Source organism: Pseudomonas sp. AU11447 (assembly GCF_001672555.2).
Classification (GTDB): domain Bacteria; phylum Pseudomonadota; class Gammaproteobacteria; order Pseudomonadales; family Pseudomonadaceae; genus Pseudomonas; species Pseudomonas nitroreducens.
The window spans coordinates 24,788-39,054 of the sequence record NZ_LZDG02000030.1 but is presented as its reverse complement, the minus strand read 5'-3'; the positions used below and the strand labels follow the sequence as shown (position 1 = coordinate 39,054).

Sequence of the window (14,267 nt, the reverse complement as noted above, 5' to 3'; positions counted from 1 at the left end):
GTTCCCCCCCGGATCAGCGGCTGCGCACACGTTCGACGTAGGCGCCCAGCGGCCGGGTCAAGCTGCGCTTCACTCGGCTGCCGAAGGATTCGCCACTGAAGATCGGCGCCGCGGCCACCTGTTCCTGCGCTTCGCGGTACTGCGGGAACAGGCTCAGTGCATGGCCACGATTGATGCCATAGCGCTGCTCGTCCGACCACAACGGGTTCTCCTCCAGGGTCTGGCACGTCAAGGTGGTGACCGGTGCCGGGGCGAAGGGGAAATCGCTGCCGAAAAGAATCTGCGAGGGCGCCACCAGTTCCTTCAGCGCCGCCATGGAGTAGCGCGACGGCGACAGCGCGGTGTCGTAGTAGAAGCGCTTGAGGTAGGTCATCACGCCCTGTGGCGCCTTGTCCTGGAATTGCGGCAGGGCGTTGGCCAGGGATACGCGCCAGGCCACGTAGGGCAGGAAGCCACCGCCATGGGCGAGGATCCAGCGGATACGCGGGTACTTCTCCAGCGTGCCGGTGAGGATCAGGTTCACCGCCGCGCGGGTGGTGTCGCAGAGGAACTCGACCAGGAAACCCGGCGCGGCGATGCCCAGCTTCTCGCTGCTTTCGTGCATGTTCGGGTGCACGAAGACGATGGCTGCGCGGCGATCCAGTTCCGCCATCAGCTCGTCGAAACGTGCGTCGCCGAGGAACACGCCATCGGTGCTGCCCAGCAGCACCACGCCCTCGGCCTTCAGTTCATCCAGTGCGCGGATGGCTTCGCGGCACGCCGCCTCGGTGAAAGGCGTGGGCAGCACGGCGAAGTTGCCGAAGCGCCCCGGATGATCGCTGCGCATCTGCGCGGCGAAGTCGTTGCAGCGCATCGCCAGCTCGCGGGCCTGCTCCACTCCCCCGCCGAAATGCACGCCCGGCGCCGACAGTGAGGTGATGGCGGTCTGGATGCCGTTGAGGTCCATCACCTCGATGGACTTCTGCGGCGACCATTTCGGCAGCGGCGCACCGGCCACCATGTCCAGGCCCTTGTTCGCCATGACCTCGACGAAGGCCGGCGGGATGATGTGGTGGTGCACGTCGATTCGACCTTGTTGGATCGTCATTGTTGTTGTCCTTGTGTGATCCGGGAGGGTTCAGGCAGCACGGGCAATCTTCATCGCCTCGTTGAACCACAGGGCTACTGCGAAGCGCCCCTGCAGCTGGCACTGCCCGCCTTCGACGGCGCGCAGCATGTCGGTCTCGTCGCGGCTGAGCATCACCCGCAGGGCATCCGAGCTGCGCTGCCAGTGCTGGGTGAAGTCCGGCCGACGGTGTTCGCCGCGATGCAGGCTGAGCACCCCGCCGCGCAGCCGGTAGTAGCCGCCGACGCCATCGGCCGTGCGGATCTGCAGCACGAAGGAGTCCTCGTGCAGCAGCTCGCGCAGGCGCGCCGAGCGGCGTTCGGCGCGGCGCAGCAACGGGATGGACGCCAACAGCAGCAGGCGCAGTTTCAGTGAATCGATGAACAGGCTCATGGTCAGCGGGCTCCGCGCAGACGGTTGAACAGCGAGTAGCAATCGACCGGCAGGCTGTCGCCGCGCCAGCACACATGCTGGTCAGGCCGCACCAGCACGAAGCGCCGCTCGTACAGGGTCGCCAGGTATTTCTCGTGGATCGGCAGCACGTTCAGCGGTACGCCACATTCCTGCGCCGCCTCCTGCAGCGGCGCGCAGGCTTCGGCCTCGGCGTCGAACGCCAGCAGGGTGTAGCCACCCAGCGCAAGCTGATCGAAGAGCGCCGTGCCATCTTCGCGGAACGCGCTGGGCAGCCGCGCGCCGGACCAGGTGGTGGGCGTGTAGCGAACTTCCTCATAGGCCGGCTCGCTGGCGGTGTCCGGCTCGATCACCGGCGAGCCGTGGTAGCGGTAGCCGATTTCCACGCCCAGCGATTCGTAGAGCCGCGAGACCTTGCGCTCGAACTCGCGCCCAGCTTCCTGCCGCGCGGCATCGCCTGCCGCCCCCTGGGCGAGCAGCGCATCGTCGCGCCGCATCTGCGCCTCGAAGGTCGCCGCCGCGCACTTCTTCACGTGCTCGCGATTGCGCCGGGCCACCGGCAGGCGCTCCGCCTCGTAGCTTTCCAGCAGGCGCGGGCCGCCCCAGCCGGCCAGGCAGGCGGCCAGCTTCCAGGCCAGGTTGTGCGCCTCGGCCACCCCGGTGTTCATGCCCAGGCCACCGGTGGGCATGAACTGGTGGGTGGCATCGCCGGCAATGAACACGCGCTGCCGGCCGAACGAGCGGGCCACCAGGAACTGCGGGCGCCACGGGCCGGACTGGACGATCTCGTAGCGCAGCCGGGTGCCGAGGGCGGCGTCCACCACGCTCTCCAGCGACTCACCGGGGCGCGGTGCAAAGGGCCGGTGCAGCACGTAGTCATTGCGGCTGGCGTCCGGCGACACCAGCAGGCCGGCGAAGCCCGGCCGGGTCAGCCAGGTATGCCAGTAGGGCTGGTTGTTGGGGAACAGCCCGGCAATCTCGTCGGAGCGCAGGTGGATGATGAACAGCTCGCCGACCAGGTCGCGAGTGCCGTCGTAATCGATGTTGAGGAAGTTGCGCACGCGGCTGTTGGGCCCGTCGCAGCCGATCAGGTACTGGGCGAAGAACTGCTGCGCCTCGCCGCTATCCACTTCATGGGCCATCGCCACCACGCCGGTGGAGCCCTGCTCGAAGCCATACAGGCGCCAGCCCATGCGCAGCTCGATGTTCGGGTCGGCTTCCACTTCTGCCATCAGCACCGGCTCCAGGTGCATCTGCGCGATGCGCTGCATCGACTCCAGCGGCAGGCTGCCGTCGCGGCAGGCACGGATGGCCTGCTCGGCCTGGCTGACCGGCTGGTAGATCAGGTGACGGTCGGACATCACGCTGTAGAACGGCCCGCTGGCCGATGCCGCCATCGCCGAATACTGGTTGGCGTCGGTCGGGTTGCCGGCCGCACGGATGCGTTCGGCCATGCCCAGCTGGCGGAAGATTTCCATGGAGCGGCAGTTCACCACGTCCAGCTTGGGATGCGTGGTGGTCTGCCGGCGATCGTTGAGCAGCACTGAGCGAATCCCCAGGCGGCTGAGGTTCAGCGCCAGGGTCAGGCCGACCGGGCCGGCGCCGCTGATGAGAACGGGGGTGTCGATCATGCCGCCACTCCTTGGGGTTGATTGCTGTGGCGGACCAGCGACAGGCCGGCGAGGAAGCGCTCGGCGACGCGCCCCAGCTGATCGGCGCGGCCGGCGTCGAAGACATAGCGGTCGGGGCGGATCAGCACGAAGTCCATGTCCGCTTCGTCGAACCAGTCCTGCAGCGCGCCGGTGGGGTCGCCCAGCACCGGGCCGGACGGGTCCTCGGCGAACTCCAGCACGCGCAGGTCCACCTGCTGCACCAGGCGCTCCAGTTGGGCTCGCTGGGTGTCGAGGCAACCGCGTCGGGCAAGCACGGCAAAGCCGTGGCCAAGCGCCTCGTCGAGCAGCAGCCGCTCGCCCTCCCCGTCCCGCAACACTTTCGGCTGCAGGGCCAGGTGGCCGGACAGCCGGTGCCCCCAGCCGCAGAAACCGGCGGCCAGGGGCTTCTTGCGATTGGCCTTGTCGGCGAACGCCTTGTTGGCGAAAGGCACCAGGCCGGCGATGCGGAACAGCAGCCAGTCACGCAGGAAGGCCACGCCGCGGTGGCGGGTCTGGATGACGTTGCCGAGGAACATCGCGCCATTGATGATCTCGCGCACATGGGCCGAGCGTTCGGCCTCGTAGTCGTCGAACAGTTTCTCCCGCGCGGCGCCGCGCAGCACCATGTCCAGGCGCCAGCACAGGCTGCTGGCGTCGCGCACGCCAGAGCACATGCCCTGGCCGAGGAATGGCGGCATCTGGTGCGCCGAGTCGCCGGCCAGGATGATCCGGCCATTGCGCCAGTCGTTGGCCCAGAGGCCGTGGAACTTGTAGTAGGCGATGCGGGTGATCTCGATCTTGTCGAGGTCGACGAAGTCGCGCAGTTGCTGGCGCACCAGGTAGGGATCGGTGGCCTCGCGCTCGGACTTGCCGCCGGTGACCATGAACTGCCATTCGTAGTACGGGCCGGCCATGGGCACGTAGGTCACCGGCTGCGCCGGGTTGCACACCTGCGAGTGGTTGGCCGGCAGCAGCGCATCCTTCTCCCCGGAACGGGTCTTGGTATCCACCACCACCCAGGCTTCGTCGAAGTTGGCCGACTCCAGGCGCAGCCCGGCCTCACGGCGGACGAAGCTCTTGCCGCCGTCGCAACCGATCAGGTAGCGCCCCTGGAATACCCGCTCGCTGCCGTCACGCTGCACGGCGGTGGCGCGCACGCCTTCGGCGTCCTGCTCGACGCCGGTAACGCGACAGCCGTACACCGGGGTGACGTTGGGGTAGCGCTTGAGGCCGTCGTGGAAATGCCGCTCCAGGGTCGGCTGGTGGAACCACCAGGCGCCGGGATGGCCGTAGCGGCGGTCCTGGCTGCCGATGCGCGAACGGGTGACCGGCTTGCGCCCAGGGCGCAGGATGATCTCCATGTCGGTGAACGACTCGCTGGTGCGGCCGATGTCGCCGGCCAGGCCGGCGAACTGGAAGATGCGCATGATCTCGTCATCGAAGTGCACGGCACGCGGGGCATAGTAAAGGTCCTCGTCGCGCTCCAGGCCGACCACGGACCAGCCGTAGCGGCCCAGCAGGTTGGCCAGCACCGCCCCGGTGGGGCCGAGGCCGACGATGATCACGTCACAGGTTGTCGTTGTTGTTATGGACTCTTGCATTGCTCGCTCCAGAGGAATACATCGCCGAATCATTTTGAACACCAGTGTTCAATTCAGTCAACTGGAGAACAGCATTCCTCACTGAAACCCTCCGGCCAGAGCCTTTCCAAGGGATCGCTACAGCGCCGGATAGGCGCGAAAGACGGGAGAATCCACGGGGAAGGCAGGAAAAATGACACCCGATAGACCCTGTTGACTTATTTTGAACGCACGTGTTCAATCAGCCCAAGCTTGACGTTGGAGCCGTCTTTTCATGGAAACCCTCAACCCCGTACAACGCCGTATCCACCAGGCCGCCCTGCGCCTGTTCGCCGAGAAGGGCGCGAGCCAGGTGAACATCAGCGACCTGGCCCAGGAGGCCGGTGTGGCCCGGGGCACGATCTACAACAACCTGCAGTCCATCGATGACCTCTTCCAGCACGTGGCCAGCCACCTGGCCGCGGAGATGCACCAGCGTGTGGTGAAGAGCTTCGGCGAGACCTCGGACCCGGCCCTGCGCCTGGCCAACGGCATTCGCTTCTTCATTCGCCGGGCCCATGAAGAGCCCCATTGGGGCGCCTTCATCAGCCGCTTCTCGATGAGCGATGAATCGCTGCGCGGCATGTGGTTCGGCCCGCCGACCGCCGACCTGCTCAGCGGGCTCGCCAACGGCCGCTACAGCTTCCGCCAGGAGCAGCTGCCGTCGGCGATCTCGATGATCGCCGGCGCCGTGCTCAGTTCGATGTTCCTGGTCCTGGAGGGACATCGCACCTGGCGCCAGGCCGGCAGCGACGCCGCCGAGCTGACCCTGCGCGCGCTCGGCGTGGCGCCGGAGGAAGCGCGCAGCCTGTCCACCGGTGAGCTACCGGTGCTGCCACCCGCGGACTGATCCACCCGAACCTGCCAACGCCCCTTTTCAGGGGCGATGGCGAAGCCTTGCCTGACGAAAGCCACGGAGAACAACAAACATGAGCCGTCAGCACCCTTCCGCAAGCCAGTCCACCGCGCTGGCGACGCCGCAGCCGGCACGCCATCCGCAGCCGACGGTCAAGGCTCGCGCGCTGGCCCACCTGATCTTCGAACGCCCGGACCTGGAGCAGGCCGAGCGCTTTCTCGGTGACTTCGGCCTGACCCTGGCACGCCGCGACGCGGACTGCCTGTACCTGCGCGGCACCGGCCCGGCGCCGTACTGCTATCGGGTTGAACGGGCGGCGCAGGCACGCTTCGTCGGCTTCGGCCTGGCCGTCGAGTCGCGCGAGGACCTGCAGCGACTGGCGCGCCTGCCGGGCGCATCGCCAATCCAGCAGTCGACTGCACCCGGCGGCGGCGAAAGCGTGAGCCTGCGTGACCCCTCCGGTTTCGTCGTCGAGGCGATCCACGGCCAGCAGCCGGCCAGCGCGCTGGCTCACCGCCTGGCGCTGCCGCTCAACCAGGTCGACGAGGCGCCGCGGATCAACGCCACCCAGCGCCCGCCCGTGGCTCCGCCAGACATCATCAAGCTCGGCCACGTGGTACTCGAAGTGGCCGACTACCAGGCCACCGCCGGCTGGTACACCAAGCATTTCGGTTTCATTCCCAGCGACGTGCAGGTACTGCCCGATGGCTCTCCGGCGGTGGCCTTCCTGCGCCTGGACCTGGGCGACACGCCAGCCGACCACCACACCCTGGCACTGGCCCAGGGCTTCATGGCCGCCTATAGCCACAGCGCCTACGAAGTGGTGGATGCCGACGCCGTCGGCATGGGCCAGCGGGTGCTGCGCGAGAGTGGCTGGAAGCACGCCTGGGGCATCGGTCGGCACATCCTCGGCAGCCAGATCTTCGACTACTGGCAGGACCCCTGGGGCGACAAGCACGAGCACTACTGCGATGGCGACCTGTTCACCGCCGAGCGCCCCACCGGGCTGCACGCCGTCAGCCCCGAGGCCATGTCGCAATGGGGCCAGCGCATGCCCAAGAGCTTCACCAAGCCGGCTATGAACCTGCAGAAGCTGCGCATCCTGCTGCACAACCTGCGGCACAGCCCGGACCTGACAGTGCGCAAGCTGATCACGCTGGCGCGGATGTTCGGCTAGGCCCGCCGCACAACCACAAGCACAACAACAATCGCCGCCCCGACGCGGCCCACCGCCGTACCAGGAGTCGTTGCCATGCCCGTGCACGTTGTCCGCTTCGAACACCAGAACGAAACCCGCTGGGGCGTCCTGCGCCAGGGCCGCATCAGCCCCCTGCCCGGCCGCTACGCCAGTACCGGCGAGTTGATCCGCCAGGTTGACGTCGAAGAGCTCACCGAGCTGCGTGGCGACGAACTGGCGCTGGAAGCGGTCAAGCTGCTCTCGCCGATCACCCGCGACCAGCAGTTCGTCTGCCAGGGCGCCAACTACCGGCAGCACATGATCGAGTCGGGCATGGACCCGGACGCCAAGCACTTCAACATGATCTTCACCAAGGCGCAGAGCTGCATCGTCGCCGCCGACAGCGACCTGATCAAACCGCGCCAGGTGCGCTTCCTCGACTACGAGATCGAGCTGGGCCTGGTGCTGCGCCGGGAGATCACCGGCAAGGTCGCGGTCAACGACGCCAACCTGCACGAGTTCATCGCCGGCGTGGTGATCGTCAACGACTACTCGGCGCGCGACATCCAGATCCCGCAGATGCAGTTCTACAAGGGCAAGAGCTTCCGCACCTTCGGCCCGGTCGGCCCGTACCTGTGCCTGCTGCAGAAGAACGACATGGGCTACCTGAAGGACCTGCGGCTGCGCCTCACGGTCAACGGCGAGGTGCGCCAGAGCGACAGTACCGCCAACCTGGTGCATGGCCCGGCGGAGACCCTGAGCGAGCTGTCCGGGGTGCAGGACTTCGCTGCCGGCGACCTGATCGCCACCGGCACGCCGGCAGGCTGTGCGCTGTCGGTGCCCTCGCCGGCCAAGCAGCGCATCGCCGCATTGCTGCCCGAGCACATCAAGTGGAAGGCCTTCCTCAAGACGCAGGCGGGGCGCAGCCAGTACCTCAAGGCCGGCGACCTGGTCGAGGCGAGCATCCGCAGCGCCGATGGCGTGGTCGACCTGGGCGTGCAGCGCAACCGCGTGGTGGAGCAAGCCTGATGGCCGTGCAGACCCTCGCCGATATCCAGGCGCTGGAAAGCGTTGCGCTGGCCCGCCGTGAGTTGCCCGCCAGCACCTACGAAGCGCTGCGCCGTTGCGCCGGCGAACACGCCACGTCGACGGCGCTGAGCTTCTTCCTCGAAGCAAAGGACTTCCGTCGTACCCACGACTGGACCTACGCCGAGCTGTTCGCCGACATCACCCGCGCCGCCAACGCCCTCCACCGGCTCGGCATCGGGCCGAAGGACGTGGTCGCCTTCCTCCTGCCGAACCTGCCGGAAACCCACTTCGTCATCTGGGGCGGCGAGGCCGCGGGCATCGTCCTGGCGATCAACCCGCTGCTGGAGGCCGCACAGATCGGCGACCTGCTGCGCGCCGCCAATGCGCGGCTGGTGGTGACCCTGGCGCCGACACCCGGCAGCGACCTGTGGCCCAAGCTGGCCAGCCAGCTCGACAGCCTGCCCGGTGTGCAAGAGGTGCTCTGGGTGAGCATGGCGCCCTACGTCGGCACCGTGGCATCCCTCGCGCTGCGCTGGATGGCGCGGCGCGAACGCCAGCGCCACCCGCGCCTGCGCATCCATGACCTGCGCCGCCTGATGCGCCGCGAGAGCGGCAAGCAACTCAGCAGCGGCCGTGTCATCCGCGCGGAAGAACCTTCCTCCTACTTCTGCACCGGCGGTACCACCGGCCTGCCGAAGATCGCCCGGCGCAGCCACGGTTCGGAAGTCTTCAACGCCTGGGCGATGGCCGCCAACATGCAGCCGCGCCAACCCGGCCAGGTGATCTTCTGCGGGTTGCCGCTGTTCCACGTCAACGGCCAGCTGGTGACCGGGCTGATGCCCTGGACCCATGGCGACCGGGTGATCATTGGCACGCCCCAGGGCTATCGCGGCGAGGGCGTGATCCCGGCCTTCTGGGCAATGGTCGAGCACTTCGGCATCAACTTCTTCTCCGGCGTACCGACCGTCTATTCGGCCCTGCTGCAGCAACCCGTCGCCGGCCACGACCTGTCCAGCCTGCAATACGCACTGTGTGGCGCCGCGCCGATGCCGGTGGAACTGTTCCGCGAGTTCGAGCGGGTGGTTGGCGTGCGCATCCTCGAAGGCTATGGCCTCACCGAAGGCGCGTGCGTTTCATCGAGCAACCCGCCAGACGGCGAACGACCGATCGGCTCCATCGGCCTGCGCCTGGCTTACCAGGACATGCGCGCGGTGATCCTCGACGATCAGGGCGCCTACCTGCGCGACGCCGAGACCGACGAGGTCGGGGTGATCGCCATCCACGGACCCAACGTGTTCCTCGGCTACCTCGACGACAGCCACAACAAGGGCTTGTGGATCGACATCGGCGGGCGGCGCTGGCTGAACACCGGCGACCTCGGGCGGCAGGACGCCCAGGGCTACTTCTGGCTCACCGGGCGCAAGAAGGAACTGATCATCCGTGGCGGCCACAACATCGACCCGAAGCAGATCGAGGAAGCGCTGCAGGCGCACCCGGCGGTGGCACTGGTGGCGGCAGTGGGCAGCCCCGACCCGCACGCCGGCGAGATTCCCGTGGCCTATGTGCAGCTCGCCACCGGCCAACGTGCCGACAGCGCTGCGTTGCTGGATTTCGCCAACCAGCGGATCAGCGAACGCGCCGCGGTGCCCAAGCGCATCGAGATTCTCGACGCCCTGCCGGTCACGCCGGTGGGCAAGATCTTCAAGCCCGCGCTGCAGCAACGCGAAATCGCCCGGGTGATCCGCCAGGAAGCGGACAACCAGGGCCTGGCCGGCATCGCCGTGGAGGTGGTGCAGGACGCCCGTCGCGGACTGGTGGCACAGGTTCGCGCCGGCTCCGGGCGCGATGAACTGGCCCGTGCGCTGGGCCGCTACAGCTTCGCGGTGGACTGGCACGGCTGAGCCCGACCACAGCGCTCGCACACACAACAAGAACAAGACGAAGGAAGTGCCATGCGACCCCGACTGCCCCGAGCCCTTGCCCTGCTGCTCGTCCTCGCCCTGCCCGGTTGCGAACGCATCCAGCACGCGGCGCTGGATGCCATGGTCAAGGACCACACCGACCAGTCCCTGATCCAGGGCGGCAATGCCATTCGCGTCATCCTCTGCGGCACCGGCACGCCGCAGGTGAATGCCACCCGCGGCCAGGCCTGCACCCTGGTGGCCGCTGGCGGCCGGCTGTTCCTCTTCGATGCCGGCGAAAACGCCATGCGCAACCTGGAGACCAGCCACGTGCCAATCCAGGCACTGAACCAGGTGTTCATCACCCACTGGCACTCGGACCATTTCAATGGCCTCGGCGCGCTGATCAACCACAGCTGGATCTACGGCCGGCAGACGCCCTTCGTGGTCTACGGCCCGACCGGCGTGGAGCAGGTCGTCGAGGGACTGGCCATGGCCTACGCCCAGGACGCCAGCTACCGCAGCGCCCATGCCCTGCCCGCCACGGACCGGCGCCTGGCATTCGCCGAGCCGCGCCGGGTGGAGATCGCCGAAGGACAGGAAGCGGTGCGCGTCTATGACCAGGGCGGCGTGACCATCGATGCCTACCGCGTCGATCACCATCCGGTGGAACCCGCGTACGGCTATGTGCTGCGCTACCAGGGCAGGAAGCTGTTCATCAGCGGCGATACCCGCGTCAGCGAGCGCTACCTGGAAGCCATGCGCGATGCCGACCTGGTGGTGCACGAGGCGATCAATGCGCATCTGGTGCACGAGGGCGCCGCCGCGCTCGAACGCACCGGGCAGAAGGACCGTGGCCAGCAGGCCGTGCGCGTACTCGATTACCACGCCGACACCCTGGAGCTGGCACGCATGGCCCAGCGCGCCGGCGTCCGCCATCTGCTGCTCACCCACCTGATCCCGGCCCCGGACAACTTCCTCGCCAGACGGATGTTCGTCAGCGGCATGGCCGATGAGTATTCGGGCGAGATAACGCTCGGGGAGGACGCCCTCGACCTGAGCCTCTAGCGCCTCACCCACCACCTTCATCAACTGGCCCGCACGCCGCGGGCCAGCGGGGCCCCGCTGCGCCCGAAAAAGGGCCGGCAGACGACAGAACAACAACAAGAGGTCGTTTCAGATGAACCGCAGATCACCCGCCTTGCACCTGCTCGCGCTTCCCGCCGCCATCGGCCTGGCCGTTTACGGCGACGGCGCACAGGCCTTCACCTTCTCCCTCGGCGAGATCGAGGGGCAGTTCGACTCCAGCCTCTCGGTCGGCGCCAGCTGGGCCATGCGCAATGCCGACGCCGGCCTGCTGCACAGCCACAGCTCCGACGACGGCAAACGCAACTTCCGCGAGGGCGACACCTTCTCCAAGGTGTTCAAGGGCATCCATGACCTGGAGCTCAAGTACGGCGACTCCGGTGCCTTCGTCCGCGGCAAGTACTGGTACGACTTCAAGCTCAAGGACGAGCACCTGCACTTCAAGGACATCGACGACCACGGCCGCGAGGAAGGCGCCAAGGCCTCCGGCGCCGAATTCCTCGATGCCTTCCTCTACCACAACTACAGCATCGGCGACCTGCCCGGCACCGTGCGCCTGGGCAAGCAGGTGGTGAGCTGGGGCGAGAGCACCTTCATCCAGGGCGGCATCAACGCGATCAACCCGATCGATGTCGCGGCGTTCCGCCGCCCCGGCTCGGAGATCAAGGAAGGGCTGATCCCGGTGAACATGTTCTACGTCTCGCAGAACTTCAGCGAGCACCTGTCCGCCGAGGCCTTCTACCAACTGGAATGGCAGAAGACCGTGATCGACAACTGCGGCACCTTCTTCTCCACCACCGACGTGATGGCCGACGGCTGCAACGGCCTGGCCGCCGGCCCGGTGATCAACCAGAATCCACTGGCGGTCCAGGCCCTGGCGCCAGCGGGGATCAACCTGACCGACGAGGGCATCGTCATTCCCCGCGGCAAGGACCGCGAAGCACGCGACGACGGCCAGTGGGGCGCGGCCCTGCGCTGGTTCGCCCCGGAGCTGGACAGCGAGTTCGCCGGCTACTTCATCAACTACCACAGCCGCCAGCCCTACCTCAGCGTTCGCAGCGGCCCGCACGCGGCCGACCTGGGCTTCGCCCCGCAGCTGTGCGGCAACCTCGGCATTCCGGATGCCCTCTGCGGCGCGGTGATCGGCAGCGGCGCCGGCCAGCAGCTGACCCAGGCCTATCGCCTGGGCAGCGCCCAGTACTTCGCCGACTACCCCGAAGACATCCAGCTCTACGGCCTGAGCTTCAGCACCAGCCTGCCCACCGGCACCACCCTGGCCGGCGAGATCAGCTACCGGCCGAACATGCCGGTGCAGATCAACCCGGTGGACCTGGTCACCTCGACCCTGGGCATACCGGCGCTCACACCGGTCTACGGCGATGCGCCGGCACCGGCCAACAACGCGATCCTCAAGGGCTACCGGCGCAAGGAAGTGACTCAGGCGCAGGTCACCGCGACGCACTTCTTCGACCAGGTAATGGGCGCCGATCGCCTGACCCTGATCGGCGAGATCGGCGTCACCCATGTCGGCGGCCTGGGCGGCGACGACGAGCTGCGCTATGGCCGCAGCCCGGTGTTCGGCCAGGGGGCGCTGTACCCGGACAACAGCCTGTGCACCGGCAACAGCGTCACGCCGCAGTACTGCAACGACTCGGGCTTCGTCACCAGCACCGCCTGGGGCTACCAGACGCGGGCGATCTGGGAGTACGCCGACCTCATCGACGGCGCCACGGTGCGGCCCAACCTGGCGTGGTCCCACGACGTCCACGGCTACGCCCCGGAACCGGGCTTCAACCAGGGCGCGCGGGCGATCAGCGTCGGCGTCGATGGCACCTACCTCAACACCTACAACATGAGCCTTTCCTACACCAACTTCTTCGGCGGTAAGTACAACGTGAATACCGACCGGGACTTCCTTGCCTTGAGCCTTGGCGTGTCGTTCTAAGCGGAGAGAACCCGATGAACAAGAAACTTGCGTGCGCTTCCCTGCTCCTCCTGTCCCTGCCCTTCAACCTCCAGGCTGCCGTTCCCGAAGCGGAAGCGGCAAAGCTGGGCAGCACCCTCACACCGCTGGGCGCGGAGCGTGCCGGCAATGCCGACGGCAGCATTCCCGCCTGGGACGGCGGCCTGCCGACCAACGCCGGCAGCCGTGGCGCGGACGGGCGCCTGAGCGATCCCTTTGGCGCCGACAAACCGCTGTTCAGCATCACCGCGAAGAACATGGCGCAGTACGCGGCGAACCTCACGCCCGGCCAGCAGGCGATGCTCCAGCGCTACCCGGACTACCACCTCAACGTCTATCCCGCACATCGTTCGGCTACCTACCCGGCGGCGGTGCTGCAAGCCGTGGCCGCGAATGCGCGGCATGCCAGCCTGGTCGAGGGCGGCAACGGCCTGAAGGACTTCCAGACGGCGATCCCCTTCCCCATTCCGCAGAGTGGCGTCGAGGCGCTGTGGAACCACATCACCCGCTACCGCGGCGGCAGCGCCCAGCGCCTGCACGTGCAAGCGACGCCCACCGCCAACGGCACCTACACGCCCACGTACTTCCAGCAGCAGTTCAGCTACCGCGACCAGCTCACCGACTACAGCCCGGACAAGGACAACAACGTCCTCTTCTACTACAAGCAGCTGGTCACCGCGCCGGCACGGCTGGCCGGTGACGTGGTGCTGGTCCACGAGACCCTCGACCAGGTCCGCGAGCCGCGCATGGCCTGGGTCTACAGCGCCGGCCAGCGTCGCGTAAGGCGCGCCCCGCAGATTGCCTACGACGGTCCCTACCCGGCCTCGGACGGCCTGCGCGTGGCGGACAACCTGGACATGTTCAACGGCGCGCCGGATCGCTACGACTGGAAGCTGGTGGGCAAGAAGGAAATCTACGTGCCCTACAACAGCTTCGCCCTCGACTCCACCGCCCACCGCTATGACGACCTGGTCAAGCCCGGCCACCTCAACCAGGACCTGGTGCGCTACGAGAAACACCGCGTGTGGGAAGTCGAGGGCACCCTGCGCGCTGGCGAGCGGCACATCTACGCGCGCCGCGTGCTGTTCCTCGACGAGGACACCTGGCAGGCCGTGCTCGCCGACCACTACGACGGCCGCGGCACCCTCTGGCGCGTGGGCGAGAGCTTCATGACACCGCTGTATGACAAGCAGATTCCCTGGCTGGGCGTGGAAGCCATCTACGACCTGATCAATGGCCGCTACCTGGTCTCGGGCCTGACCAACCAGGAGAAATCCCAGGTGGAATTCGGCTTCAGGGCCAGCAGTGTCGACTACACCCCGACGGCGCTGCGCAACCAGGGCATCCGCTGATCCCTGCGTCGGGCCGAGCCGCGGACTGACCTCCCCTCGGCCCGATACACCCTTGGCGGCAGCAGCCGGGACTCTCGTCCGCTCTGCCGCCATCCGCCCTGCTCAATCCGTATCAG

Annotated in this window: 11 protein-coding genes; 7 read left to right on the top strand and 4 right to left on the bottom strand. The window is 67.5% G+C overall.

The genetic code is table 11. The annotated features are described in order from the left end of the window. Window positions 1-13: 13 nt before the first annotated feature. From A6723_RS08870 to A6723_RS08855, 4 genes are read right to left on the bottom strand one after another with little or no spacing between them, the layout of a single operon-like run. On the bottom strand, window positions 14-1,087 hold the full coding sequence (locus tag A6723_RS08870; protein WP_054910683.1) for an amidohydrolase family protein: 1,074 nt from the start codon (window positions 1,085-1,087) through the stop codon (window positions 14-16). Between the two features lie 30 nt (window positions 1,088-1,117). Beyond that, window positions 1,118-1,498, bottom strand: a complete 381-nt coding sequence (locus A6723_RS08865; RefSeq protein ID WP_054910682.1) for a hypothetical protein — start codon at window positions 1,496-1,498, stop codon at window positions 1,118-1,120. A gap of 2 nt (window positions 1,499-1,500) precedes the next feature. Continuing rightward, a complete protein-coding gene (locus A6723_RS08860) occupies window positions 1,501-3,147 on the bottom strand; it encodes an FAD-dependent monooxygenase (protein WP_054910681.1) in 1,647 nt (548 codons plus the stop codon). Next, window positions 3,144-4,769 (bottom strand): bifunctional 3-(3-hydroxy-phenyl)propionate/3-hydroxycinnamic acid hydroxylase, encoded by a 1,626-nt coding sequence (locus tag A6723_RS08855; RefSeq protein WP_175405534.1) that lies wholly within the window; start codon window positions 4,767-4,769, stop codon window positions 3,144-3,146. The genes A6723_RS08860 and A6723_RS08855 overlap by 4 nt, the downstream gene beginning before the upstream one ends. A 253-nt stretch (window positions 4,770-5,022) precedes the next feature. Between A6723_RS08855 and A6723_RS08850 the strand changes: the two genes are divergently transcribed. The 7 genes from A6723_RS08850 to A6723_RS08820 all read left to right on the top strand — a co-directional run bounded on the left by A6723_RS08850 (window position 5,023) and on the right by A6723_RS08820 (window position 14,151). Further along, the gene (locus A6723_RS08850) at window positions 5,023-5,637 is read left to right on the top strand and encodes a TetR/AcrR family transcriptional regulator (protein ID WP_054910679.1); all 615 of its coding nucleotides are present in this window, start codon (window positions 5,023-5,025) and stop codon (window positions 5,635-5,637) included. Window positions 5,638-5,716: 79 nt separating this feature from the next. Next, window positions 5,717-6,820 (top strand): VOC family protein, encoded by a 1,104-nt coding sequence (locus A6723_RS08845; RefSeq protein ID WP_064979615.1) that lies wholly within the window; start codon window positions 5,717-5,719, stop codon window positions 6,818-6,820. A gap of 75 nt (window positions 6,821-6,895) precedes the next feature. Then, the gene (locus A6723_RS08840) at window positions 6,896-7,849 is read left to right on the top strand and encodes a fumarylacetoacetate hydrolase family protein (RefSeq protein WP_054910677.1); all 954 of its coding nucleotides are present in this window, start codon (window positions 6,896-6,898) and stop codon (window positions 7,847-7,849) included. Next, entirely contained in the window at window positions 7,849-9,750 is a 1,902-nt protein-coding gene (locus A6723_RS08835) for an acyl-CoA synthetase (protein ID WP_054910676.1), read from the top strand. Before A6723_RS08840 ends, A6723_RS08835 begins: the two co-directional genes overlap by 1 nt. Window positions 9,751-9,801: 51 nt before the next feature. After that, the gene (locus tag A6723_RS08830) at window positions 9,802-10,818 is read left to right on the top strand and encodes an MBL fold metallo-hydrolase (RefSeq protein WP_054910675.1); all 1,017 of its coding nucleotides are present in this window, start codon (window positions 9,802-9,804) and stop codon (window positions 10,816-10,818) included. A gap of 112 nt (window positions 10,819-10,930) precedes the next feature. Continuing rightward, window positions 10,931-12,781 carry a DUF1302 domain-containing protein gene (locus A6723_RS08825; protein ID WP_054910674.1) on the top strand — a complete coding sequence of 617 codons (1,851 nt, stop codon included), beginning with the start codon at window positions 10,931-10,933 and terminating at the stop codon, window positions 12,779-12,781. Window positions 12,782-12,795: 14 nt separating this feature from the next. Further along, on the top strand, window positions 12,796-14,151 hold the full coding sequence (locus A6723_RS08820; protein ID WP_054910673.1) for a DUF1329 domain-containing protein: 1,356 nt from the start codon (window positions 12,796-12,798) through the stop codon (window positions 14,149-14,151). Window positions 14,152-14,267: the final 116 nt, after the last annotated feature.

Bases quoted from the DNA above. Each gene is read 5' to 3' on its own strand.
- A6723_RS08850 (WP_054910679.1), top strand. From the start codon at position 5,023: ATGGAAACCCTCAACCCCGTACAACGCCGTATCCACCAGGCCGCCCTG.
- A6723_RS08840 (WP_054910677.1), top strand. From the start codon at position 6,896: ATGCCCGTGCACGTTGTCCGCTTCGAACACCAGAACGAAACCCGCTGG.
- A6723_RS08870 (WP_054910683.1), bottom strand. From the start codon at position 1,087: ATGACGATCCAACAAGGTCGAATCGACGTGCACCACCACATCATCCCG.
- A6723_RS08830 (WP_054910675.1), top strand. From the start codon at position 9,802: ATGCGACCCCGACTGCCCCGAGCCCTTGCCCTGCTGCTCGTCCTCGCC.
- A6723_RS08860 (WP_054910681.1), bottom strand. From the start codon at position 3,147: ATGATCGACACCCCCGTTCTCATCAGCGGCGCCGGCCCGGTCGGCCTG.
- A6723_RS08855 (WP_175405534.1), bottom strand. From the start codon at position 4,769: ATGCAAGAGTCCATAACAACAACGACAACCTGTGACGTGATCATCGTC.
- A6723_RS08865 (WP_054910682.1), bottom strand. From the start codon at position 1,498: ATGAGCCTGTTCATCGATTCACTGAAACTGCGCCTGCTGCTGTTGGCG.
- A6723_RS08845 (WP_064979615.1), top strand. From the start codon at position 5,717: ATGAGCCGTCAGCACCCTTCCGCAAGCCAGTCCACCGCGCTGGCGACG.
- A6723_RS08835 (WP_054910676.1), top strand. From the start codon at position 7,849: ATGGCCGTGCAGACCCTCGCCGATATCCAGGCGCTGGAAAGCGTTGCG.
- A6723_RS08820 (WP_054910673.1), top strand. From the start codon at position 12,796: ATGAACAAGAAACTTGCGTGCGCTTCCCTGCTCCTCCTGTCCCTGCCC.
- A6723_RS08825 (WP_054910674.1), top strand. From the start codon at position 10,931: ATGAACCGCAGATCACCCGCCTTGCACCTGCTCGCGCTTCCCGCCGCC.